This is a genomic window from Stenotrophomonas maltophilia, assembly GCF_004920835.1.
Lineage (GTDB): Bacteria > Pseudomonadota > Gammaproteobacteria > Xanthomonadales > Xanthomonadaceae > Stenotrophomonas > Stenotrophomonas maltophilia_AQ.
This window is the reverse complement of sequence record NZ_QFHO01000012.1, coordinates 26691-46419: the sequence shown is the minus strand read 5'-3', so window position 1 is coordinate 46419 and position 19729 is coordinate 26691. Positions and strand designations below refer to the sequence as shown.

The 19729-nt window shown below is 66.8% G+C and carries 22 protein-coding genes; 5 read left to right on the top strand and 17 right to left on the bottom strand.

What is annotated here, in order from left to right:
• Nucleotides 1–23: 23 nt before the first annotated feature.
• The 13 genes from DI041_RS10630 to DI041_RS10570 all read right to left on the bottom strand — a co-directional run bounded on the left by DI041_RS10630 (nucleotide 24) and on the right by DI041_RS10570 (nucleotide 11144).
• The gene (locus tag DI041_RS10630) at nucleotides 24–377 is read right to left on the bottom strand and encodes a PilZ domain-containing protein (RefSeq protein WP_046982794.1); all 354 of its coding nucleotides are present in this window, start codon (nucleotides 375–377) and stop codon (nucleotides 24–26) included.
• Nucleotides 374–1330, bottom strand: a complete 957-nt coding sequence (locus DI041_RS10625) for a DNA polymerase III subunit delta' (protein ID WP_136638931.1) — start codon at nucleotides 1328–1330, stop codon at nucleotides 374–376. The genes DI041_RS10630 and DI041_RS10625 overlap by 4 nt, the downstream gene beginning before the upstream one ends.
• Nucleotides 1327–1992: a dTMP kinase gene (gene tmk / locus DI041_RS10620; RefSeq protein WP_005408317.1), complete on the bottom strand. Its 666-nt coding sequence runs from the start codon at nucleotides 1990–1992 to the stop codon at nucleotides 1327–1329. The genes DI041_RS10625 and tmk overlap by 4 nt, the downstream gene beginning before the upstream one ends.
• Nucleotides 1989–3050 (bottom strand): endolytic transglycosylase MltG, encoded by a 1062-nt coding sequence (gene mltG, locus DI041_RS10615; RefSeq protein ID WP_136638932.1) that lies wholly within the window; start codon nucleotides 3048–3050, stop codon nucleotides 1989–1991. The genes tmk and mltG overlap by 4 nt, the downstream gene beginning before the upstream one ends.
• Before the next feature lie 159 nt (nucleotides 3051–3209).
• A complete protein-coding gene (locus tag DI041_RS10610; protein WP_046982798.1) occupies nucleotides 3210–4574 on the bottom strand; it encodes an aminodeoxychorismate synthase component I in 1365 nt (454 codons plus the stop codon).
• Between the two features lie 92 nt (nucleotides 4575–4666).
• Nucleotides 4667–5929 (bottom strand): beta-ketoacyl-ACP synthase II, encoded by a 1263-nt coding sequence (gene fabF, locus DI041_RS10605; protein ID WP_004146925.1) that lies wholly within the window; start codon nucleotides 5927–5929, stop codon nucleotides 4667–4669.
• A 143-nt stretch (nucleotides 5930–6072) separates the two neighbouring features.
• The gene (gene acpP, locus DI041_RS10600) at nucleotides 6073–6312 is read right to left on the bottom strand and encodes an acyl carrier protein (protein ID WP_012510218.1); all 240 of its coding nucleotides are present in this window, start codon (nucleotides 6310–6312) and stop codon (nucleotides 6073–6075) included.
• Nucleotides 6313–6464: 152 nt separating this feature from the next.
• Complete coding sequence (gene fabG / locus DI041_RS10595) at nucleotides 6465–7208, bottom strand: 3-oxoacyl-ACP reductase FabG (RefSeq protein WP_004146899.1); 744 nt, start codon at nucleotides 7206–7208, stop codon at nucleotides 6465–6467.
• Between the two features lie 82 nt (nucleotides 7209–7290).
• Nucleotides 7291–8235 (bottom strand): ACP S-malonyltransferase, encoded by a 945-nt coding sequence (fabD, locus tag DI041_RS10590; RefSeq protein ID WP_136638933.1) that lies wholly within the window; start codon nucleotides 8233–8235, stop codon nucleotides 7291–7293.
• A gap of 168 nt (nucleotides 8236–8403) precedes the next feature.
• Nucleotides 8404–9186 carry a BUD32 family EKC/KEOPS complex subunit gene (locus DI041_RS10585; RefSeq protein WP_046982799.1) on the bottom strand — a complete coding sequence of 261 codons (783 nt, stop codon included), beginning with the start codon at nucleotides 9184–9186 and terminating at the stop codon, nucleotides 8404–8406.
• Nucleotides 9187–9262: 76 nt separating this feature from the next.
• The gene (locus tag DI041_RS10580) at nucleotides 9263–10240 is read right to left on the bottom strand and encodes a beta-ketoacyl-ACP synthase III (RefSeq protein ID WP_046982800.1); all 978 of its coding nucleotides are present in this window, start codon (nucleotides 10238–10240) and stop codon (nucleotides 9263–9265) included.
• Between the two features lie 91 nt (nucleotides 10241–10331).
• Entirely contained in the window at nucleotides 10332–10526 is a 195-nt protein-coding gene (rpmF, locus tag DI041_RS10575; protein ID WP_004154640.1) for a 50S ribosomal protein L32, read from the bottom strand.
• A gap of 108 nt (nucleotides 10527–10634) precedes the next feature.
• On the bottom strand, nucleotides 10635–11144 hold the full coding sequence (locus DI041_RS10570; protein WP_046982801.1) for a YceD family protein: 510 nt from the start codon (nucleotides 11142–11144) through the stop codon (nucleotides 10635–10637).
• A gap of 113 nt (nucleotides 11145–11257) precedes the next feature.
• Here DI041_RS10570 and DI041_RS10565 point away from each other — a divergent pair, with 113 nt between their 5' ends.
• The gene (locus tag DI041_RS10565; protein ID WP_046982802.1) at nucleotides 11258–11827 is read left to right on the top strand and encodes a Maf family protein; all 570 of its coding nucleotides are present in this window, start codon (nucleotides 11258–11260) and stop codon (nucleotides 11825–11827) included.
• 96 nt (nucleotides 11828–11923) lie between these two features.
• Here DI041_RS10565 and DI041_RS10560 read toward each other — a convergent pair whose 3' ends face one another.
• The gene (locus tag DI041_RS10560; RefSeq protein WP_136638934.1) at nucleotides 11924–13759 is read right to left on the bottom strand and encodes a glycosyltransferase family 39 protein; all 1836 of its coding nucleotides are present in this window, start codon (nucleotides 13757–13759) and stop codon (nucleotides 11924–11926) included.
• Between the two features lie 42 nt (nucleotides 13760–13801).
• Between DI041_RS10560 and DI041_RS10555 the strand changes: the two genes are divergently transcribed.
• From DI041_RS10555 to DI041_RS10540, 4 genes are read left to right on the top strand one after another with little or no spacing between them, the layout of a single operon-like run.
• A complete protein-coding gene (locus DI041_RS10555; protein WP_046982804.1) occupies nucleotides 13802–14755 on the top strand; it encodes an AAA family ATPase in 954 nt (317 codons plus the stop codon).
• Nucleotides 14756–14787: 32 nt separating this feature from the next.
• Nucleotides 14788–15702: a DUF58 domain-containing protein gene (locus DI041_RS10550; RefSeq protein ID WP_169050348.1), complete on the top strand. Its 915-nt coding sequence runs from the start codon at nucleotides 14788–14790 to the stop codon at nucleotides 15700–15702.
• Nucleotides 15695–17644 carry a transglutaminase TgpA family protein gene (locus tag DI041_RS10545; protein WP_046982805.1) on the top strand — a complete coding sequence of 650 codons (1950 nt, stop codon included), beginning with the start codon at nucleotides 15695–15697 and terminating at the stop codon, nucleotides 17642–17644. Before DI041_RS10550 ends, DI041_RS10545 begins: the two co-directional genes overlap by 8 nt.
• The gene (locus DI041_RS10540; RefSeq protein ID WP_004154632.1) at nucleotides 17641–18168 is read left to right on the top strand and encodes a Slp family lipoprotein; all 528 of its coding nucleotides are present in this window, start codon (nucleotides 17641–17643) and stop codon (nucleotides 18166–18168) included. Before DI041_RS10545 ends, DI041_RS10540 begins: the two co-directional genes overlap by 4 nt.
• 80 nt (nucleotides 18169–18248) lie before the next feature.
• On the opposite strand, the gene DI041_RS10535 is transcribed toward DI041_RS10540, so the two are convergent.
• The 3 genes from DI041_RS10535 to DI041_RS10525 all read right to left on the bottom strand — a co-directional run bounded on the left by DI041_RS10535 (nucleotide 18249) and on the right by DI041_RS10525 (nucleotide 19726).
• Nucleotides 18249–18608, bottom strand: a complete 360-nt coding sequence (locus DI041_RS10535; protein WP_046982806.1) for a histidine triad nucleotide-binding protein — start codon at nucleotides 18606–18608, stop codon at nucleotides 18249–18251.
• A 67-nt stretch (nucleotides 18609–18675) separates the two neighbouring features.
• Nucleotides 18676–19275, bottom strand: a complete 600-nt coding sequence (gene recR / locus DI041_RS10530; protein WP_046982807.1) for a recombination mediator RecR — start codon at nucleotides 19273–19275, stop codon at nucleotides 18676–18678.
• A 130-nt stretch (nucleotides 19276–19405) separates the two neighbouring features.
• Entirely contained in the window at nucleotides 19406–19726 is a 321-nt protein-coding gene (locus DI041_RS10525; protein ID WP_004154630.1) for a YbaB/EbfC family nucleoid-associated protein, read from the bottom strand.
• Nucleotides 19727–19729 lie beyond the last annotated feature (3 nt).

Below are 19729 nucleotides of genomic sequence, written 5' to 3'. Positions count from 1 at the left end.
GCCGGGCGTGGCCCAGCGCCACCTCACATCGTATGCGTCGGCTTGTCCGAGCCGGTCAGGCCGGCCAGCAGGGTCTCGATCTTGTGGCGCACGCCCTCGCCTTCGGCACCCTCGGCCAACTGCACGCCGATGCCGGCGGTGCGGTTGCCCTGGGCTCCGGCCGGGGTCACCCAGATCACCTTGCCGGCCACCGGCAGGCGTTCGCTGGAATCGGGCAGGGTCAGCAGCAGGAACACCTCGTCGCCCAGGAAGTAACGCTTGGGTGTGGGTACGAAGATGCCGCCGTTCTTCACGAACGGCATGTACGCGCTGTACAGCGCGGCTTTGTCCTTCACGGCCAGGGACAGGATGCCCTGGCGGGCGTTGCTGGCACTCATCGATTTCCCCTTGCGGCAGGCCGCTCGTTCACCTTGTTCCAGGCCAGCAGCAACTCGACCACCGCAAGGTCTGCACGCACCGTGGTGCGCAGCAGGTCGCGGGTGCGGTTGGCCGCATCGAACCAGGCTGCAAGCTTGTGCAATCGCTCCGGCGTGGTCAAGGCATCGGTGCTGGCCTGGGCCAGCGCCAGGTCGGCAGCGAAGCGCAGGCGCAGCGCCGCGTTGTCATCGGCGCACCACTTCTGCGCCAGCTCTACCGCGCCGGTCTTGCCGGCGGCCAGCTGTTCCAGCTCGCGGCCCACTTCGCGGCGCAGACTCAGGCCATCTTCGCGCAGCCAGTTGTCGGCCTGGCCGGGATGGCCGCGCGCGGCGTCCAGCGCTTCTCGCGCCGACGCTTCGCTGTGGCCCTGCTGCTGCAGCCACGCCAGCGCTTCATCGCGCGGCGGCAGCTTGAATTCCAGGCGTTGGCAGCGGCTGCGCACGGTCTGCGGCAGGCGCGCCGGGTCGCTGCTGATCAGCCATAGATAGCGGCCGGACTGTGGCTCTTCCAGCGTCTTCAGCAGTGCGTTGGCGGCGGAGCGGTTGATGGCATCGGCCGGGTCGACGATCACCACCTGCGCCACCCCGTACTGCGGGGTCAACGCCAGTTTGTTGGTGATCTCGCGCACCTGCTCGATGACGATCTCGGTGCGCAGCTTGTCGCCACTCTTGTTCGGAATGAAGCTGACCAGCTGCAGGTCTGGGTGTGTGCCTGCGGCGATCAGCTGGCGGGTGCGGGTGGCGTGCGCGGCATCGCCGCGCGCCAGCACGTGGTCGGCCAGGGCCAACGCCACCTCGCGCTTGCCCAGCCCGGCCGGGCCACAGATCAGCAGGCCATGGCCGAGCCGATCAGCATCGAGCGCGGCAACCGTCTGTTCGAACGCGCGTTGCTGCCAGGGCGAGAACGTGCTCATGCGCCCTCCCCGTCCTGCAGCCAACGCTCGACACGCGCCACCACATCCGCGGCCACGCGCGCCTGCACCTGGCCAGCGTCGATCAGCGCGAAGCGCTGCGGGTCCTGCTGCGCACGGCTGCGGAACACTTCGCGCACGCGCTGGAAGAAGTCGTCCTGTTCGCTTTCGATGCGGTCCGGCCACAGGTCGCGGCCGTTGGCACGCGCGCGGCCTACCGCCACGTCCACATCCAGCAGCAGGGTCAGTCCCGGCAGCAGGCCCACCGCGCGGCGTTCCAGGTCGGCAATCCACTGCGGGTCGAGGCCACGGCCACCGCCCTGGTAGGCATAGCTGGAATCGGTAAAGCGATCACTCAGCACATAGGCGCCGCGCTGCAGTGCAGGCTGGATCACCTGGCGCACATGCTGCGCGCGTGCAGCGAACACCAGCAGCAGCTCGGCTTCGGCGCTGAGCGGCTCGGCAGCGATTTCGGCATCGGGCTTCAGCACCAGGCCACGGATGCGCTCGGCCAACGGCGTACCGCCCGGTTCGCGGGTCAGTACCACTTCGTGGCCGTGGCTGCGCAGGCAGTCACGGATGGCGTTGATGGCGGTTGTCTTGCCCGCGCCCTCGCCACCTTCCAGGCTGACGAAACGGGGATGGCGAAGCAGCGCGGGACTCATTGCGCCGGGGTCTCCTTGGTGCGTTGCTGGCGCAGCTGCTGCAGGTAGCGGGCTACGGCGGCGTTGTGCTGGTCCAGGCTGGGCGAGAACACGTGCGCGCCACTGCCATCGCCTACGGCGACGAAGTACAGCGCGTCACCTGCGGCCGGCTGTGCAGCCGCCATCAGCGCATCGCGGCTGGGCATGGCGATCGGGGTCGGGGTCAGGCCCGCACGGGTATAGGTGTTGTAAGGCGTATCGGTAGTCAGGTCGCGGCGGCGGATGTTGCCGTCGTACGCAGCACCGATGCCGTAGATCACGGTCGGGTCGGTCTGCAGGCGCATGCCGATCTTCAGGCGACGCATGAACACCCCGGCAATCTGCGGGCGCTCGCTGGCCAGCGCGGTTTCCTTCTCGATGATCGACGCCATGATCAGAAGTTCATAAGGCGTGTTGATCGGCAGGTCCGGCGCACGGCTTTCCCAGGCTTCGTCCAGCGCCTTCTCCATCGCACCGTGGGCGCGCTTGAGCACGTCCAGGTCACTGTCGCCGCGCTGATAGACATAGGTCTCCGGCAGGAAGCGGCCTTCCGGATGCTGGCCGGCGAAACCGAGGCGGTCCATCAGCGCTGCGTCATCAAGGGTGTCGGTGGTGTGCAGCAGCGGTTCGGCACGCTTCAGTGCCGCACGCAGCTGGCGGATATTCCAGCCTTCAATGAGCGTGACGCGATGCTGCAGCACCTTGCCGGCGCGCATGCGCAGCAGCAGCTCACGCGGGGTCAGGTCGCCGCTGAGCGCGTACTCACCCACCTTCAGTTTGCCGGCAGCATCGAGCTGGCGCGCCAGCAGCTGCCACTGCGCGTCCTGGCCCTCGTCCACGCCGGCGTCGCGCAGCTTGCGCAGCACCGTGTTCATGCCGTCGCCACTGGCGATGACCACGCTCTCGGCGGAGGGGGTGATCCGGGTGTCGGCGAACCGGGCCTGCTGGTAGAAGAACCACGCGCCCGCGCCGGCCACGACGGCGGCGAGCACCACCACCAGCGTTACCACGAACAGACACCCGCGCTTGGCTCCCGCCATGGACTACCTCTGAACTCGATTCCGTCGTGCAGGATACCGTGCCGGTGGTGTGGGGTCATGACCGGGGTGGCAGACACCCGCATCCGTGCCGACCAAGATCGGCACCCACCAAAACCGGAATCGGTAGCGCCGGGCCATGCCCGGCGGGAGGCCCTGCCCTCAGCCCTGCTGGCCCAGCGCGCGCAGCAGGCCACGGGCCTTGGCGCGGGTCTCGTCCAGTTCCTTGTCCGGATCCGAATCGACCACGATGCCGGCGCCGGTACGGAAGCTGACCTCGTGGCCGTCCACTTCGGCGGTGCGGATCAGGATGTTCAGGTCCAGGTCGCCATCGCGGTTCAGCCAGCCGAACGCCCCGGTGTAGGCGCCGCGCGGCACCTGCTCCAGCTCGCCGATGATCTGCATGCAACGCACCTTCGGGCAGCCGGTGATGGTACCGCCAGGGAAGGTGGCGGCGATCACTTCACCCGGGGTCACGTCCGGACGCAGATGGCCGCTGACGTTGCTGACGATGTGGTGCACGTGCGCGTAACTCTCCACGGTCATCAGTTCATCGACCACCACGGTACCAGGCAGGCAGATGCGCCCAAGGTCGTTGCGCTCGAGGTCGATCAGCATCACGTGCTCGGCACGCTCCTTCGGGTGGCCGACCAGCTCCTGGATGCGCGCGGCATCGTCGTCGCCCTCGAAACGTGGACGCGTCCCGGCAATCGGCCGGGTCTGCGCATGGCCGGCGTGCACCGACACCAGCCGTTCCGGCGAGGAACTGACCACGTGCCGGCCGTGCGCACTGAACAGGCCGGCGAACGGTGCGGGGTTGGCACGGCGCAGCTGCGCGTACAACGCCTGCGGGCTGACCGGTGCGGCGAACTGCGCGCTCCAGCGTCGCGACAGGTTCACCTGGAACACGTCGCCGGCACGCAGGTATTCGATCACCCGGCGCACGCCGTCGGTGAAGCGCTGCGGCGCGTCCTCGCCGACCGACTGCGGCGGCAGCCAGCCCTGCCCTGCATTGGGCAGTGCGGCCGAGGCCAGTTCCACCAGCGCATCCAGCAGCGCGTGCTCACCGGCTTCGGCGATGACGAAGCTGGCGTCGTTGTGGTGATCGTGCAGCACCGCCGCCGGGCAACGCAGCGCCAACGCGGTCGGGCGGCCGTCATCGCGTGCACGCGCCGGCAGCACGGTTTCGATCTGGCTGGCCACTTCGTAGTCCAGCATCAACGCCCAGCCGCCGCGGAACGGCAGGCTGTGGCTGCCATCATGCGGCAGCCGTTCGTGCTGCCAGGCACGGTCCAGTGCCTGCAGGAAGCTGCCGGCCTGCACCACGTCGCGCTGATCACGCACCCGGCCATCGGCATCCAGCCGCAGGCAATCGCCCTGCGCGGCCAGCAGAAGGCTCCAGCGGCCCTGGGCGGTGCCCGAGGCAGTGGATTCCATCAGCAGCGGGAAGCGCACCGGGTCGTGCTGCTGCAGGGCCAGCAGGTCGATCGGATGCGGCAGCGGGTGGATCATTGGTGCGTGGGTCATGGCAGCCAGTTCGGGGGTTCAGATGCACGGAAGCCGCCTTTCGGCGGCTCCGTAGAACGTGGAGTCGAGCATGGCTCGACTCTACAACTCGGTCAGACGCGCTTGAAGATCAGCGTGCCGTTGGTGCCGCCGAAGCCGAAGCCATTGGACATCACCACATCGACCTTGGCCTGGCGCGCTTCGTTGGGCACGTAGTCCAGGTCGCAGCCTTCGCCCGGCTGCTGCAGGTTGATGGTCGGCGGAATGACGTTGTCCTGCAGCGCCATCACCGAGAAGATCGCTTCCACGCCGCCGGCAGCGCCCAGCAGGTGGCCGGTCATCGACTTGGTGGAGCTGACCATCATCTTGTAGGCGTGGTCGCCGAAGGCGGTCTTCATCGCCATGGTCTCGCCCAGGTCGCCCAGCGGCGTGGAGGTGCCGTGCGCATTGAGGTAGCCCACCTGCTCCGGGGTCACGCCGGCGTCCTTCATGGCCATGACCATGCAGCGCGCGGCACCTTCGCCGTTCTCGCTTGGCGCGGTCATGTGGTACGCATCGGAGCTGGCGCCGAAGCCGGCCAGTTCGCAATAGATCTTCGCGCCACGCGCCTTGGCGTGCTCATACTCTTCCAGGATCAGGATGCCGGCGCCGTCGCCCAGCACGAAGCCGTCGCGGTCCTTGTCCCACGGGCGCGAGGCCTGTTCCGGGGCGTCATTGCGGGTGCTCATGGCCTTCATCGCGCAGAAGCCGCCCACCGCGGTCGGCGAGGAGCCGCGCTCGGCACCACCGACCACCATCACGTCGGCATCGCCGTACTGGATCATGCGCATCGCGGTACCAATCGAATGGTTCGAGGTCGCGCACGCCGACACCGCCGAGAACGACGGGCCCTTCAGGCCGGTGATGATGCTCAGCTGGCCCGGCAGCATGTTGATGATGGTCTTGGGCACGTAGAAGGGCGAGATCTTCTTGCCCTCGTGGAACTCGATGGTCTGCTCTTCAATGCCGAGCAGGCCGCCGATGCCGGCGCCAACGATGGCACCCATGCGATCGGCATTGGCTTCGGTGATCTCCAGGCCCGAATCATGCAGGGCCATGAACGAGGCACCGAGGCCGTAATGGATGAACGGGTCCATCTTCTTGGCATCCTTGCCGCTGACCCGGAATTTGCCGAACAGTTCGTTGTCGGCGGTGATGTCGAATCCTTTGACCTCACCTGCAATCTTGGTGGTGAACCGATCCAGATAGGCATCAGAAACGTTGGTCAGCGGACCGATGCCCGAACGACCATGGGTGATGCCTTCCCAGCTGCTGGCCAGATCATTGCCCAACGGCGAGACGATACCCAGGCCGGTTACGACGACGCGACGCTTCATTGCTGTTTCTCCTGACCCGGATGGTTTCTACGGGTAACTCGGTTTGCTTCGATGTAATGCCCAAACACACGGGGCCGCAACAGCGGCCCCATGGGGTGCGGTGCGCGGCGAGCCTGAGCCCGCGCGCGCACTGCCGTCTGACATCAGGCCTTGACGTGGGCCTTGACGTAGTCGATGGCGGCCTGGACGGTGCTGATCTTCTCGGCTTCTTCGTCCGGGATCTCGCACTCGAATTCTTCTTCCAGCGCCATCACCAGCTCGACGGTGTCCAGCGAGTCAGCGCCCAGGTCATCGACGAACGATGCGCTGGTGGTGACTTCTTCTTCCTTGACGCCAAGCTGTTCGACGACGATTTTCTTGACGCGTTCTTCGATGGTGCTCATGGGATCTCGCTCCAGATGGAGTTGTGGTTCAAAAGTGGTCGCCATCAAAGGCGATGGCCGTGGGATAGTGTAGTGGAAACCAGCGCGGCCTTGCATCGCAGCAAAAAGCCCAGCAGATCAACCACTTGCGGCGCAATCCCTGCGCCCCTTGCTTACGGCATGTACATGCCACCGTTCACATGGAGGGTTTCGCCGGTGATGTAACCGGCAGCCGGGCCGGCCAGGAAGGCCACCGCATGGGCGATGTCTTCCGGCGAACCCAGGCGTTCGAGGGCGATGTCGTTGATCAGCGCGGTACGCGCTTCCTCCGGCAACGCCTTGGTCATGTCGGTGTCGATGAAGCCGGGAGCGACCACATTGACGGTGACACCGCGTGAACCGATTTCCTTGGCCAGCGACTTGCTGAAGCCGATGATGCCGGCCTTGGCAGCCGCGTAGTTGGCCTGGCCGGCATTGCCGGTCACACCCACCACCGATGCGATGTTGATGATGCGGCCCTTGCGTGCCTTCATCATGCCGCGCATGACCGCCTTGCTGGTGCGGAACACGCTGGTCAGGTTGGTGTCGATGATCGACGCCCAGTCCTCGTCCTTCATGCGCATCAGCAGGTTGTCGCGGGTGATGCCGGCATTGTTGACCAGGATCGAGATCGGGCCGAATTCCTTGGCGATGCCGTCCAGCACGCTGTCCAGTGCGGCAGCGTCGGTCACGTTCAGGGCACGGCCGTGACCACCGTGGGCAGCCAGGCGCTCACCGATCGCGGCAGCGCCGGACTCGGTGGTGGCGGTACCGATGACGGTGGCGCCCTGGGCGGCCAGCAGATCGGCGATGGCGGCACCAATGCCGCGGCTGGCACCGGTGACCAGTGCGATTTCACCCTGCAGGGGCTTGCTCATGATGTTTTCCTCAGGCTGGGACGGCCGCCGCGCCCATGCCGCTTGCAGCGGCGACCGGCACGGTCGGCAGGAACAGGGGCAATCAGGCCGACCACGCCTCGCGGGCGCCTTCGAAGTCGCCCGGAGTGGCCAGCGAGCGGCCGTCAATGGCCTTGTCGATGCGCTTGACCAGGCCGGTCAGCACTTTGCCCGGACCGCACTCGGCAATCTGGGTGATACCGCGGGCGGCAAGTGCCTGCACGCAACCGGTCCACTGCACCGGCTGGTACAGCTGCTGCACCAGCGCGGTACGGACCGCGTCCACGCCGTCGTGCACCTTGGCATCGACGTTCTGCACCACCGGCAGCTGCGGCGCCTGCCAGGACAGGCCGGCCATCACTTCGGCCAGGCGGTTGGCAGCTTCACGCATCAACGGGGTATGCGACGGCACGCTGACCGCCAGCTTGACCGCCTTGCGCACGCCCTTCTCGGCCAGCAGCGCCAGCGCACGATCGACCGCATCGGCGTCGCCGCCGATCACGATCTGGCCCGGCGAATTGAAATTGGCCGGCACCACCACCTGGCTGCCCGCGGCTTCGGCACAGACGTCCAGTACCAGCTGGTCCTCGGCGCCGAGCACCGCGGCCATGGCACCGACGCCGGCCGGCGCGGCTTCCTGCATCAGCTGGCCGCGCAGGCGCACCAGGTGCGCACCGTCGTGCAGGCTCAGCGCGCCAGCGGCGACAAGCGCGCTGTACTCACCCAGGCTGTGACCGGCCAGCACCGACGGGCGCGGACCGCCCACGGCATTCCAGACGCGCCACACGCCGATGCTTGCGGCCAGCAGGGCCGGCTGGGTGTATTCGGTACGGTTGAGCATTTCCTCCGGGCCGCCCTGGGACAGTGCCCACAGGTCGACGCCGGCACCATCGGATGCCTCGGTGAAGGCTTCACGCACCTGCGGGTGCAGTTCAGCCAGCTCGGCCAGCATGCCCACAGACTGCGAGCCCTGGCCGGGGAAGACAAAAGCGAGGGTGGATACGGTCACGCGGTCATCCGCTTGTTGCAATCGAAGCGGGCCATGATAAGGGGGAACATGCCGTGTCGTCTGTACGTGCGCGTATGCACGCGTATGGTCCATGGTGGTCGCAGGGCGCTGGAGATCCGCGGTCAGATCCCTTTTCCCATGGAAAAGGGATCTGACCCCAGCCGACGATCAGCAGAACAGCTGCAGGACGTCCAGATCGCCGTCGGCGAGGAAATCCACGCACAGGCCCACCAGCATCAGCACGCCAGCGGTACTGGCGCCATGGGCGATGAAGATCGAATGCGCCAGCGCGCGCGCTGAACGGCCCAGCTTCATGCAGACCCTGGCCAGATTGCGAAGGCGGCCACTGACCACATGCACATGCTCGCGCACCGGTGCCTGAACGTCGCCCATCGCCTCGGCCATCATCGCCTGCAGGCGCTCGGGCCGGTCGGCGTAATACTTGGCGACGCCATAGCCGAACATCAGCCAGTCACGGGCCTGCGCTTCGGACAGATCCATCACTTCCAGCGGATCTTCCTCGAAGTCGATGAAGCCCACGTTCTGGCCGTCCCAGGTGAGATTGCGCGGCAGCGGCTGGCCGAAATAGGCCCCGCGCGCATGCGCCTCGGCAATGGCCAGCATCGCCGCCATCACCAACCGGTCGCGACCAGCCTCGTCGGCTTCGCGCAGGCAGGTATTGAACGAACTGCCGTTGTCGCCGATCACCAGCGCGGCATGACCGGTACCCAGCACATCCGGCACGTTTACTCCCTGCGCCTGCAGTTCAGCCAGGCGACGGGCTTCGGTTTCGCGTGCAGCATCACCGCCGCGATGCGGTGGCGGGCGCAGGGCATCGAGATGGAAACGGCGGGCAACAAAATTGAGCAGGCCCAGAGCCAGCGCCCGGCTTCCCTTGCCGTACTGCTTCAGCCAGGCACGCTGCCCTTCGATGACGATGGGCTCAACCATGACAGGTCCTCCTTAAACGCGTTACGGCCCCAGAGGGGCCGTAACGACAGACTTCACGTTGTCGTAACTTGCACTATCAATAGCGCAGCAGGGCCGAACCCCAGGTGAAGCCGCCACCGAAGGCTTCCAGCAGCAGCAGCTGGCCGCGCTCGACCTTGCCCGAACGCACTGCAGCGTCCAGCGCCAGCGGCACTGAGCCGGACGAGGTATTTCCGTGCTGGTCAACCGTGACCACGACCTGCTCCATCGACATGTCCAGGCGCTTGGCCGTGGCTTCGATGATGCGCAGGTTGGCCTGGTGCGGAATCAGCCAATCCAGGTCGGACTTGTCCAGGCCGTTGGCAGCCAGGGTCTCGTCCACGACCGAGTCCAGCGCCTTGACGGCGTACTTGAACACGTCGTTGCCCTTCATGTTGATGGTGCCACCACCGTTGGTGCCGTCCTTGAACCCGGTCGAGACACCCACCGGGTTCCACAACAGCTCCTTCTTGCTGCCATCGGAATGCAGGTGGGTGCTGAGGATGCCGGTCTCTTCGTCGGCCTTGAGCACGACGGCGCCGGCACCATCACCGAACAGCACGCAGGTGGTGCGATCGTTCCAGTCGACCATGCGGGTCAGTGTTTCGGCGCCGATCACCAGCACGTACCGGCAGTCGCCGGAACGGATGAATTTGTCGGCCACGCCCAGCGCGAACACGAAACCCGAACAGGCCGCGTTGACGTCGAAGGCGGGGCATCCGGCCACACCGAGCTTTGCCTGGATCAGGCACGCGGTGGACGGGAAAATAAGGTCAGGGGTGGTCGTACCGACCACGATCATGTCGAGCTGCGAAGCGTCGATGCCGGCCGCTTCAAGCGCGCGCAGCGCGGCGTTGTAGCCGAGATCGCTGGTGGTTTCGCCTTCGGCCGCGATGTGCCGTTCACGAATGCCGGTGCGCGACTGGATCCACTCATCCGAGGTTTCGACCATTTTTTCCAGGTCGGCGTTGGTCAGGACTTTTTCCGGCAAATAGCTGCCGGTGCCCGCGATCCTCGAATAGATCCGCTTGCTCATCATGTTTCCTGTTGCGCAGGCCGCCGATCACCGGCAAGCCCGGGAAAGAAGGCAAAGGCCGCTGCCCGGAGGCAGCGGCCTTCCCGGCACATCAATCTTCTTCGACGGCCGAGGTCTTGGTCTGGATGACCTTCTTGCCGCGGTAGAAACCATCGGCAGTGATGTGGTGACGCAGATGCACTTCGCCGGTGGTCGGGTCGGTCGACAGCTGCTTGGCGCTCAGGGCGTCATGCGCACGGCGCATACCGCGGCGGGACGGGGTGACACGGGATTTCTGGACAGCCATGGGATTGCTCCAAACTCGGTTCGTTTTTGCTTCGTCGTATCGTCGCGCAGGACGCCAGCGCCCAGCACACTTTCGCTTTCGCCGCAGCCGCCGACGACAATCCGGCTGCTATTGTTTCTTCAAGGCCGCCAACGCCGCAAACGGGTTGGCCTTCTTTGTTTCTTCTTCGCTCGGTGCCCAGTCCTTGTCGACTGCTTCACCATCGGGCGACAGCGGTACCACCGGCACCGCCAGCACCAACTCGTCTTCGACCAGGTCCAGCGGACGCAGCTGGCCATCTTCCGGCACCAGCAACGCCTCGTATTCCTCCGGCAAGGACGATTCCTCGTCCTCGTCGCGGATCAGGCCAAGCCTCTGGGTCACCTTCACCGGCAACAGGAATCGCTGCATGCTGCGCTGACAGGTCAGCGGCAACGCGGTGTCGATGGTCAGTTCCACATAGGATACCCGCAAGATGTCGTCGCGACCGAATTCAAGCGAGTAGGCACACTCACCGTCGGTATCGGCGACCAACCCCTGCAGGCGGGTCAATTCAGCCAGGGAGACCTGGCCGTCGAAGCGCCTTCGCGCTACAACCATCCGCCAGGCATCCAGCGTTTCGGGCACGTTCGCGGACATAAGCCGCTGAATACTAAGGATCGGGGCGGCGGCTGTCAAATGCCCGCCATACAGGACTTGCCGCTGGCGTTGCGGACGGGCCAGACTGCCGCGCCCTGCCCCGGTATTGTCGCATGCCGCTGATCCTGGCCTCCACCTCCCGCTACCGTCGTGAACTGCTGCAACGGCTGGGCCTGCCCTTCGACTGCGCACGCCCGGACGTGGATGAAACCCCGCTGGACGGTGAGGCCCCGCTGGCCCTGGCCATGCGACTGGCGGCCGCCAAGGCCGCCGAGGTGGCTGCCCGTCATCCGGGCGCCTGGGTGATCGGCTCGGATCAGGTGGCGGACCTGAACGGCCAGCCGCTGGGCAAGCCTGGCACGGTCGAGGCGGCCCGCGCGCAATTGAAGGCAATGTCCGGACACACCGTGCGCTTCCATACCGGCATCAGTCTCACGCGAGACGGAGAATCCTTCACGGCGATCGACCTGACCGAAGTGCGTTTCCGCGCGCTGGGCGAGGACGAGATCGCCCGCTACGTAGCCGCAGAACAGCCACTGGACTGTGCCGGCAGTTTCAAGTGCGAGGGCCTGGGCATCAGCCTGTTCGAGGCGATCGACAACCGCGACCCGACGGCACTGGTGGGCCTGCCGCTGATCGCGCTGTGCGGGCTGCTGCGCAGAGCGGGATTCGCGGTGCCCTGAACTGTAGAGCCGAGCCATGCTCGACTGCATTTCCCTGGCCACCTGCCCTCTGGAACAGAAGCAGTCGAACATGGCTTGACTCTGCAAAAGCCGGACTCAACGAACCTCGAACGGCTGCTCCTGCCACTCTTCCACGCTGCCATCGTTGCCATGCAGGCGCAGGCCCAGCCAATGCCGGCCCGGTGCCAGAGTGGCGGTATCCAGCGACGCATCGAAGCCCACCGCCGGATGCCGCGGGTCGGTGCTGTCCGGCCAGGTGTGACGTACGTCGAACACACGCCCGTACTGCGCGCTACCGATAGAGCGGCCATCGACCAGCACCTCGACACGCGCCAGGCCGACGCCGTCCTTGAACGCCCAGCCCTTGATGGCAAGCGTGCCCGAAACCTTTTCACCGTTGGATGGCGCATCCAGCCACGCCATCGCCGGGGTCACGCACGGACCCGCCGCGCGCTGTGCCGGCAGGCGGAACAGCAGGAAACGCTGGAAACCATGATCGCTGCTGACCACCCGCGGCGCGGGCAACGGCCCGACCTGCCCGCAGATGGCGTGATAGCGCGCCAGCAGATCGCGGTAACGCTGGTCACTGGGCGACAGCACCAACAGCATCGGCGCCGCACGCTCGCCCTCGTGCAGCAACCCCCACTGCGCCAGCTGCGCGGTGCGGCCGTGCTTGTCGTTGAGCGGATGCGGCAGCACCTCGATATCGCCATTGCCGAGCTGGAAGCCCAGTTCGGCCCCGACCTTGAAGTTGCCGGCCAGCACGCGCGTGCCGGCTGGCATCTGCTGCAGCTCATCGCGCACCGCCACCGCCAGCGGCTGCCAACCGGCGAAGTTGCGCGGGTAGTACTTGCTGCCCGCCAGTTGCTCACGCAGCGAAGGCGTGGATGCCATCAGGTAATAACCGAATGCCAGCACCATGCCGGCGCCAGCCAGCCACCAGCCGGTACGGCGCAGCCAGCGCGGCCAGCCGTTGAGCACCACCGGCACCGCCACCAGCAGCGCCAGATAGCCCGGCAGTGGCCAGTGGAAGCTGATCCGCTCGACGTCGGTGAAGAATCCCAGCAGGAAGATGCCAAGCGTTGATACGCCACCGACCAGGCCGAAGTAACGCCATTGCACGCGCGCGCCGCCACCGCTGCGGGTGCCCGCCAACGCCACCTTCCACATCGCGATGCACAGGATCGGCGTAACCAGCATCGGCTGGATCAGCAGGAACCACAGCCCGGCCCATTCGAAAGTCCAGGGATGGCGCTCAACCACCTGGAACTTCAGCCCGGCATCGTGATTGTCCGCATTCCACGCCAGCAGCGGCAGCCAGGCCAGCACGCCCACTGCAAGCGCCACCCATACGCGTGGATCAGCCAGCATGCGCCGTCCCTGCGGCAGCGCCAGCAAGGCAACAAAGCCCACGCCGATGACGCCGATGAAGCGATAGTGGCTGAGCGCACCGATCATCAGGCCCAGCGCCAGCTTCATCGCCGAAGACGCATCGACGTTGTGCAGCAGGCGCGCACCGGCGTGCAGGCAGATCACGGCCGCCAGTGCCATCGGCACGTCCGGCACCGCCAGCAGCCCCAGCGTGGCCGACAACGGCATCAACAGTGTCAGGCTGCCGGCCTGCCATCCGGCCACGTTGCCGAACCAACGCGTGGCGATGCGCGCCACCAGCAGCGGCAGCAATGCACCAATGGCCAGGAACGGCAGGCGCAACGCCAGGACGTGGTGGCCACCGATCTCCACGCCCAGTCGTGCCAGCCATGCAGTCAACCCGGGCAGATCGGAATAGGCGGCCGCCAGATGCTGGCCTTCCTGCCAGTAGAACGCCTCATCGACAAACAGTGGCAGGCGCGCGGCCACCACCAGCTTGGCCGCTGTGACCAGCGTCCATAACCAGAGAAATATCGTTCGTGCGCGCTGTTCGCCTTGCATCGCTCTATGGATAATCGAGTGGATTCCAGAACTGAGACGATCATGCCAGCTTCGTCCCCCAACCCCAGCATGCTAACCGATCAATTGAGACAGGCCCTGCGGGAGGCACAGGATCAGGTGAATGCACTGGTGCTGGGCAAGGTGCCGGAAGTCAGGCTGGCTTTCGTCGCGCTGTTGTCCGGTGGGCACCTGCTGATCGAGGATCTGCCTGGCCTGGGCAAGACCACGCTGGCACATGCACTGGCCAGCAGCCTCGGCCTCAGCTTCCAGCGCGTGCAGTTCACCTCCGACCTGTTGCCCGCCGATGTACTGGGCGTCTCGGTGTATGAAGCGGGCAGCCGCCAGTTCCAGTTCCATCCCGGCCCGGTGTTCACCCACGTGCTGCTGGCCGACGAGATCAACCGCGCGCCACCGCGCACGCAGAGCGCACTGCTGGAGGCAATGGCCGAGCAGCAGGTCACTCTGGATGGACAGACCCATCCGCTGCCCGATCCGTTCTTCGTGATCGCCACGCAGAATCCGGTGGACCTGTCCGGCACCTTCCCGCTGCCGGATTCGCAGCTGGATCGCTTCCTGCTGCGGCTGGCGATGGGTTACCCCAGTGCACAGGCCGAACGCGAGCTGCTGCGTGGCACCGACCGCCGCGACCTGATCGCACGCGCCGTACCGAAGCTGGACGATACCCAGGTGCGTGCGCTGCGCGATGCGGTCGGCCAGGTGCATGCCAGCGACGCACTCATCGACTACGTGCAGGCGCTGCTGACCCGCAGCCGCCAGCACGCTGGTGTACGCGTCGGCCTGTCACCGCGTGCAGGCCTGGCCCTGCTACGTGCGGCCAAGGCGCATGCGCTGATGCTTGGCCGCAGCCATGTAGTGCCCGAAGACGTGCAGACCCTGTTCGTGGCAGTGGCCGGCCACCGGCTGGTGGCGGAGGCGGAATCCAGCTCGGGGCCGGCACTGGCGCGTGCGATCCTGCAGACCGTCGCGGTGGATTGAACGTGGCCACACGCTGGGCACGACTGCAGCTGATGGCCCGGCCGCGCAGGCCAGAAGCCTTGCCGAAGCGACTGGATCGCCATCGCATCTATGTGTTGCCCACCCGCTTCGGCCTGTTCGTTGCCACCTTGCTGGCCGCCATGCTCCTCGGCGCGCTGAACTACAACAACAATCCAGCGCTGCTGCTGGCCCTGCTGCTGGCGGCAGCGGCCATCGCCAGTGCCATTGCCGCGCACCTGCAGCTATCCGGCGTGCAGATCGATGCGATCTCCGCCGAGCCGGTGCCGGCCGGGCAACCGCTGCGCCTGCGCGTGGACCTGTCGCTGCGCGATCCGCGCGCGCGCCATGGCCTGCACCTGCAGCTGGGCGACAGCGAAACCTGGACCTCACTGCCGGCACACGGTCGCGGTGAGGTGGAACTGGAGGTACCGAGCGAACGCCGCGGCTGGCTGGAGCTGCCGCGCATCCGCCTGTCCACCACCCAGCCACTGGGCCTGGTACGGGCGTGGTCGTGGGTGTGGCCGGAACAACCGCTGCTGGTCTATCCACTGGCCGAGACAACCGCACCTGCACTTCCGGAGAGTGGCAACGATCCCCTGCACACGCGTGCCCATGCCAGTGGTGAGGAACTGCATCAGCTGCGGCCCTACCGCGCCGGCGACGCGCCACGCAGCATTTCCTGGAAGCACTCGGCACGCCGCGACAGTCTGCTGGTGCGCGAGTACGAAAGGCCGGCCGGCATCGAAGTGGTGCTGGACTGGCGCATGCTGGCACCGCTGGGCCACGAAGCACGCATCGCGCGGCTGGCGCGCTGGGTCGGCATGGCCGAACGCGAGGGCCGCCGCTACACTCTGCTGCTGCCGGCGCACCCGCCGTTCGGGCCCGGCCAGGGCGCGAACCATCACCACCTGTGCCTGCGCGCGCTGGCGCTGATGCCATATGGCTGATCCCCTCGATCAACTGGATCGCAGCACACGTGCCTGGACGTTGGCCTGTGCGGCGCTGGCCCTGCTGCCACTGCTGCTGCAGTTGCCACCGCTGCTGGCGGTGGTGATCGCGATCGCTGCGATATTGACCGCTGCCCTGTCCTGGCGACGCGTGCTGCCGATGCCGATACGCCTGCTGCTGGTGCTGGGCATGCTCGCCGCCATCGTCTGGCAGATGGGCATGGCGCGCCCGGGGCGCGATACCGGCTGCGCCCTGCTGGCGGCGATGCTGGCGATCAAATCCAGCGAACTGCGCAGCCTGCGTGACGCGCGCAGCCTGCTCGGCTTTGCGCTGTTTGCTCCGTTTGCCGCATTCCTGCTCGACCAGGGACCACTGACCACGACCCTGGCCGCCCTGGCCGGTGTCGGCGCCCTGCTTGCACTGCAACGCCTGGCCCAGGATGAAGGCCATGCCGGCCGCCTGCCGTTGCGTGGGCAGCTGCGCAGTGTCGGTCGTCTGCTGGCGATCGGCCTGCCGCTGGCACTGGCCAGCTTCTGGCTGTTCCCGCGCCTGGCAACGCCGCTGTGGGGTGTTCCCGAACGTGCCGTCGGCACGCCGGGGCTGTCCGACAGCATGGAACCCGGCCAATGGCTGGACCTGATGGCCGACGACACCCCGGCGCTGCGTGTGCAGTTCTTCGGTGCCGTACCCGAGCCGACGCAACGCTACTGGCGTGGCCCGGTGCTGACTGCCTTCGATGGCCGGCGCTGGACGCGCGACCGGGCCAGCGCACGGCGGCCTGCGGCAGTCGTCGTTGCCGGTGTGCAGGGCTGGGACTACCAGATCGACTACGAGCCCACCGACCGCCGTCAGCTGGTGGCGCTGGACCTGCCCAGCCGCGCCCCTGCCGGCAGCACGCTGGACGCGGACATGAGCCTGAGCAGCGAGCGCTCGCTGGCCTCGCTGAGCCGCTGGCGACTGCATTCGGCACCACCACAGCACTTCGACAGCACGCTCTCGCCCTACCTCCGGCGCGCGACGCTGCAGCTGCCCGCCGGCTTCAATCCACGCACGGCAACCCTCGCCCAGCAATGGCGGCAGGACGCCGGTGGCGATGACGAAGCCATCGTCCGCCGCGCGCTGCAATGGATCACCACCGATTTCTCCTACACGCTGGAAACGCCCCCGGCAGGACGCGATCCGGTCGACGAGTTCCTGTTCGGCTACAAAGCCGGGTTCTGTGAACACTTCAGCGCCGCCTTCGTGGTGCTGATGCGCGGCGCCGGCGTTCCGGCACGCGTGGTGACCGGCTTCGCCGGCGGCACCCGCAACCGCCTTGGCGACTACTGGATCGTACGGCGGATGGACGCCCACGCCTGGGCCGAAGTGTGGCTGCCGCAACGTGGCTGGGTGCGCGTCGACCCCACCGCTGCCGTCGCCCCCGAACGTATTCTCGACACCCTCGACGACCGCCTGCAGGCCGGCACGGACAGCCCGCTGCAACAGCGTTGGCTGCAACTGGGGCAGATGGGCGACTGGCTGCGCCGCGGCTGGAACGATCTGGTGCTGTCCTTCGATGCCCGCCGCCAGCAGCAGCTGCTCAAGCCGCTCGGGCTGGATGACCTGGGGCCGGCACAACTGATAGCCGGCTTCGTGACGGCTGCGTTGATGGCGCTGGCGTGGATGGCCTGGCTGCTGGCCCGCGGCGAACGCGAACGTGATCCGCTGTTGCGCGCCTGGCACCGGCTGGGCCGCCGCTACGCCCGCCTCGGCCTGGCCCGCGAACCGCATGAAACCGCACAGGACTGGGCGCGTCGGGTACATGCCCGCCGCCCCGATCCTGCACTGCTGGCGCTCAGCCAGCGTTTCGACGACGCGCGCTACGCTGGAACTTGCACCGACCTCGCTTCATTATTGCGGGACCTGCGCAGGCATCGCCCGACTTCCGGAGCCTCCCCATGAACACCAAGTTCTTCCTCACCGCTGTGGCCACGCTGGCCCTGTCGGCCTGCGCCACGGCCCCCAAGCCGCTGCAGGGACAGTTCAGCCTGGTCTCCCCGCGCGACTCGGTCGCCACCCAGCAGGTCGGCACGCCCGTCCGTTGGGGCGGCCGCATCATCGAAACCAAGCCCGGCCAGGGCGAGACCTGCTTCCAGATGATCTCGCGCCCGCTCAACGCCAGTGGCCGCCCGAACACCACCTCGTCCGACGCCAGCGACGGCCGCTTCATCGCCTGCCGCGCCGGCTTCTACGACCCGGCCGTGTTCGAAGCCGGCCGTGACGTGACCTTCATCGGCAAGATCGACGGCTACCAGAACACCCGCATCGGCGACTATGACTACCGCCTGCCGAAGCTGTCGGCCGATGTGATCTACCTGTGGCCGGAACAGCGCCAGGTCGACGTGGTGCCCTACCCCTACGGCCCGTGGGGCCCGGGCCCGTATGGCCCGTACTGGGGTGGCTATGGACGCTGGGGCTGGTGGTGATCGTCACCGCACAGGCATGACGGAAAAGGCCGCCCTCGGGCGGCCTTTTTTCATCCACGCATGGCATGGATGCCCTGCGCTCAACGCCCCGGCGTACCGAAATGCCCCAGCTGCCCACCGGCCAGCAGGTGCATGTGGATATGGAACACGGTCTGCCCGGCGTCCTCACGGCAGTTCATCACGATGCGGTAGCCGTCCCGTGCGAAGCCTTCGCGGCGCGCATACTCGGCAGCGGCCAGCGCCAGTTTGCCGATCAGGTGCGCCTGCGACGGCTGCAGGTCGTCCAGGGTCGGGATGATCTCGTTCTTCGGAATGAACAGCACGTGCACCGGCGCCTGCGGTGCGATGTCCTTGAAGCCCAGCACCTCGTCATCCTCGTAGACGATGGTGGCCGGGATCTCGCGACGGATGATCTTGCTGAAGAGGGTTTCGTTGCTCATGGTCAGCCTCGGCGGGAATGTCTCCCGCATTGTAGGCCGGCCGCGCCGGACGATGCCCGGCCAGCGCTCAATCGCGGAACTCGCTGCGCGTCCCGAACGCGTGCGACAGCGTGCCGCGATCGACGTATTCCAGTTCACCACCCAGCGGCAGCCCCTGCGCCAAACGGCTCGGCTGAACCTTTCGTGCGCGCGCCAGCTGCGCCAGGTAATGCGCGGTGGCCTCGCCCTCGACGGTGGCACTGGTGGCGATGATCAGCTCCCGTACCTCGCCTTCGGCCAGCCGCCGCTCCAGCTGCTCCAGGCCCAGCTCGCGCGGGCCGATGCCATCCAGCGGCGAAAGCCGCCCCTGCAGCACGAAGTACACGCCACGGAAACCGGTAGCGTTCTCGATCGCCAGGCGGTCGGCCGGCGATTCCACCACGCACAGCTGGCTGCGCTCGCGGCTGCCGTTGGCGCAGGTCGGGCACAGCTCGGTTTCACTGAAATCGCGGCACTGTGCGCAATGGCCGATGCGCTCCACCGCCAGCGACAGCGCTTCAGCCAGGCGCTGGCCACCTTCGCGCTCGCGCTCGAGCAGGTGGTAGGCCATCCGCTGCGCGGTCTTCTGGCCAACGCCAGGCAGCACCCGCAGTGCGTCGATCAATTGTTCAAGCAGGGGTGCGGACACGGCAGGGTGCTTCGATCGTGCCGGGCATGCCCGACGGGTATGTGTAGAGTCGAGCTTGCTCGACTGCTGCAGACAGTCGAGCAAGCTCGACTCTGCGGGGTGCCCGCAACAACAGGCACCCCGCTGAAGATCAGAACGGCAGCTTCATGCCTGGCGGCAGCTGCATGCCGGCGGTGGCCGACCCCATCTTCGACTTCGACTCGGCATCGATCTTGTTCGAGGCGTCGTTGAAAGCGGCGGCGATCAGGTCTTCCAGCATCTCCGGGTCGCTGGCCAGCGACGGGTCGATACGCACCTTGCGGCATTCCTTGGCGCCGGTCAGGGTCACGCTGACCATGCCGCCACCGGCACTGCCGGTCACTTCGATCTTGGCGATTTCTTCCTGGGCCTTCTGCAGGTTTTCCTGCATCTTCTGGGCCTGCTGCATCAGTTGGGCGATGTTGCCGCGCATAGT

Coding starts and splice junctions, on each gene's coding strand:
- DI041_RS10630 (WP_046982794.1), bottom strand. CDS start 377: ATGAGTGCCAGCAACGCCCGCCAGGGCATCCTGTCCCTGGCCGTGAAG.
- DI041_RS10625 (WP_136638931.1), bottom strand. CDS start 1,330: ATGAGCACGTTCTCGCCCTGGCAGCAACGCGCGTTCGAACAGACGGTT.
- tmk (WP_005408317.1), bottom strand. CDS start 1,992: ATGAGTCCCGCGCTGCTTCGCCATCCCCGTTTCGTCAGCCTGGAAGGT.
- mltG (WP_136638932.1), bottom strand. CDS start 3,050: ATGGCGGGAGCCAAGCGCGGGTGTCTGTTCGTGGTAACGCTGGTGGTG.
- DI041_RS10610 (WP_046982798.1), bottom strand. CDS start 4,574: ATGACCCACGCACCAATGATCCACCCGCTGCCGCATCCGATCGACCTG.
- fabF (WP_004146925.1), bottom strand. CDS start 5,929: ATGAAGCGTCGCGTCGTCGTAACCGGCCTGGGTATCGTCTCGCCGTTG.
- acpP (WP_012510218.1), bottom strand. CDS start 6,312: ATGAGCACCATCGAAGAACGCGTCAAGAAAATCGTCGTCGAACAGCTT.
- fabG (WP_004146899.1), bottom strand. CDS start 7,208: ATGAGCAAGCCCCTGCAGGGTGAAATCGCACTGGTCACCGGTGCCAGC.
- DI041_RS10585 (WP_046982799.1), bottom strand. CDS start 9,186: ATGGTTGAGCCCATCGTCATCGAAGGGCAGCGTGCCTGGCTGAAGCAG.
- DI041_RS10580 (WP_046982800.1), bottom strand. CDS start 10,240: ATGAGCAAGCGGATCTATTCGAGGATCGCGGGCACCGGCAGCTATTTG.
- rpmF (WP_004154640.1), bottom strand. CDS start 10,526: ATGGCTGTCCAGAAATCCCGTGTCACCCCGTCCCGCCGCGGTATGCGC.
- DI041_RS10570 (WP_046982801.1), bottom strand. CDS start 11,144: ATGTCCGCGAACGTGCCCGAAACGCTGGATGCCTGGCGGATGGTTGTA.
- DI041_RS10565 (WP_046982802.1), top strand. CDS start 11,258: ATGCCGCTGATCCTGGCCTCCACCTCCCGCTACCGTCGTGAACTGCTG.
- DI041_RS10560 (WP_136638934.1), bottom strand. CDS start 13,759: ATGCAAGGCGAACAGCGCGCACGAACGATATTTCTCTGGTTATGGACG.
- DI041_RS10555 (WP_046982804.1), top strand. CDS start 13,802: ATGCCAGCTTCGTCCCCCAACCCCAGCATGCTAACCGATCAATTGAGA.
- DI041_RS10550 (WP_169050348.1), top strand. CDS start 14,788: ATGGCCCGGCCGCGCAGGCCAGAAGCCTTGCCGAAGCGACTGGATCGC.
- DI041_RS10545 (WP_046982805.1), top strand. CDS start 15,695: ATGGCTGATCCCCTCGATCAACTGGATCGCAGCACACGTGCCTGGACG.
- DI041_RS10540 (WP_004154632.1), top strand. CDS start 17,641: ATGAACACCAAGTTCTTCCTCACCGCTGTGGCCACGCTGGCCCTGTCG.
- DI041_RS10535 (WP_046982806.1), bottom strand. CDS start 18,608: ATGAGCAACGAAACCCTCTTCAGCAAGATCATCCGTCGCGAGATCCCG.
- DI041_RS10525 (WP_004154630.1), bottom strand. CDS start 19,726: ATGCGCGGCAACATCGCCCAACTGATGCAGCAGGCCCAGAAGATGCAG.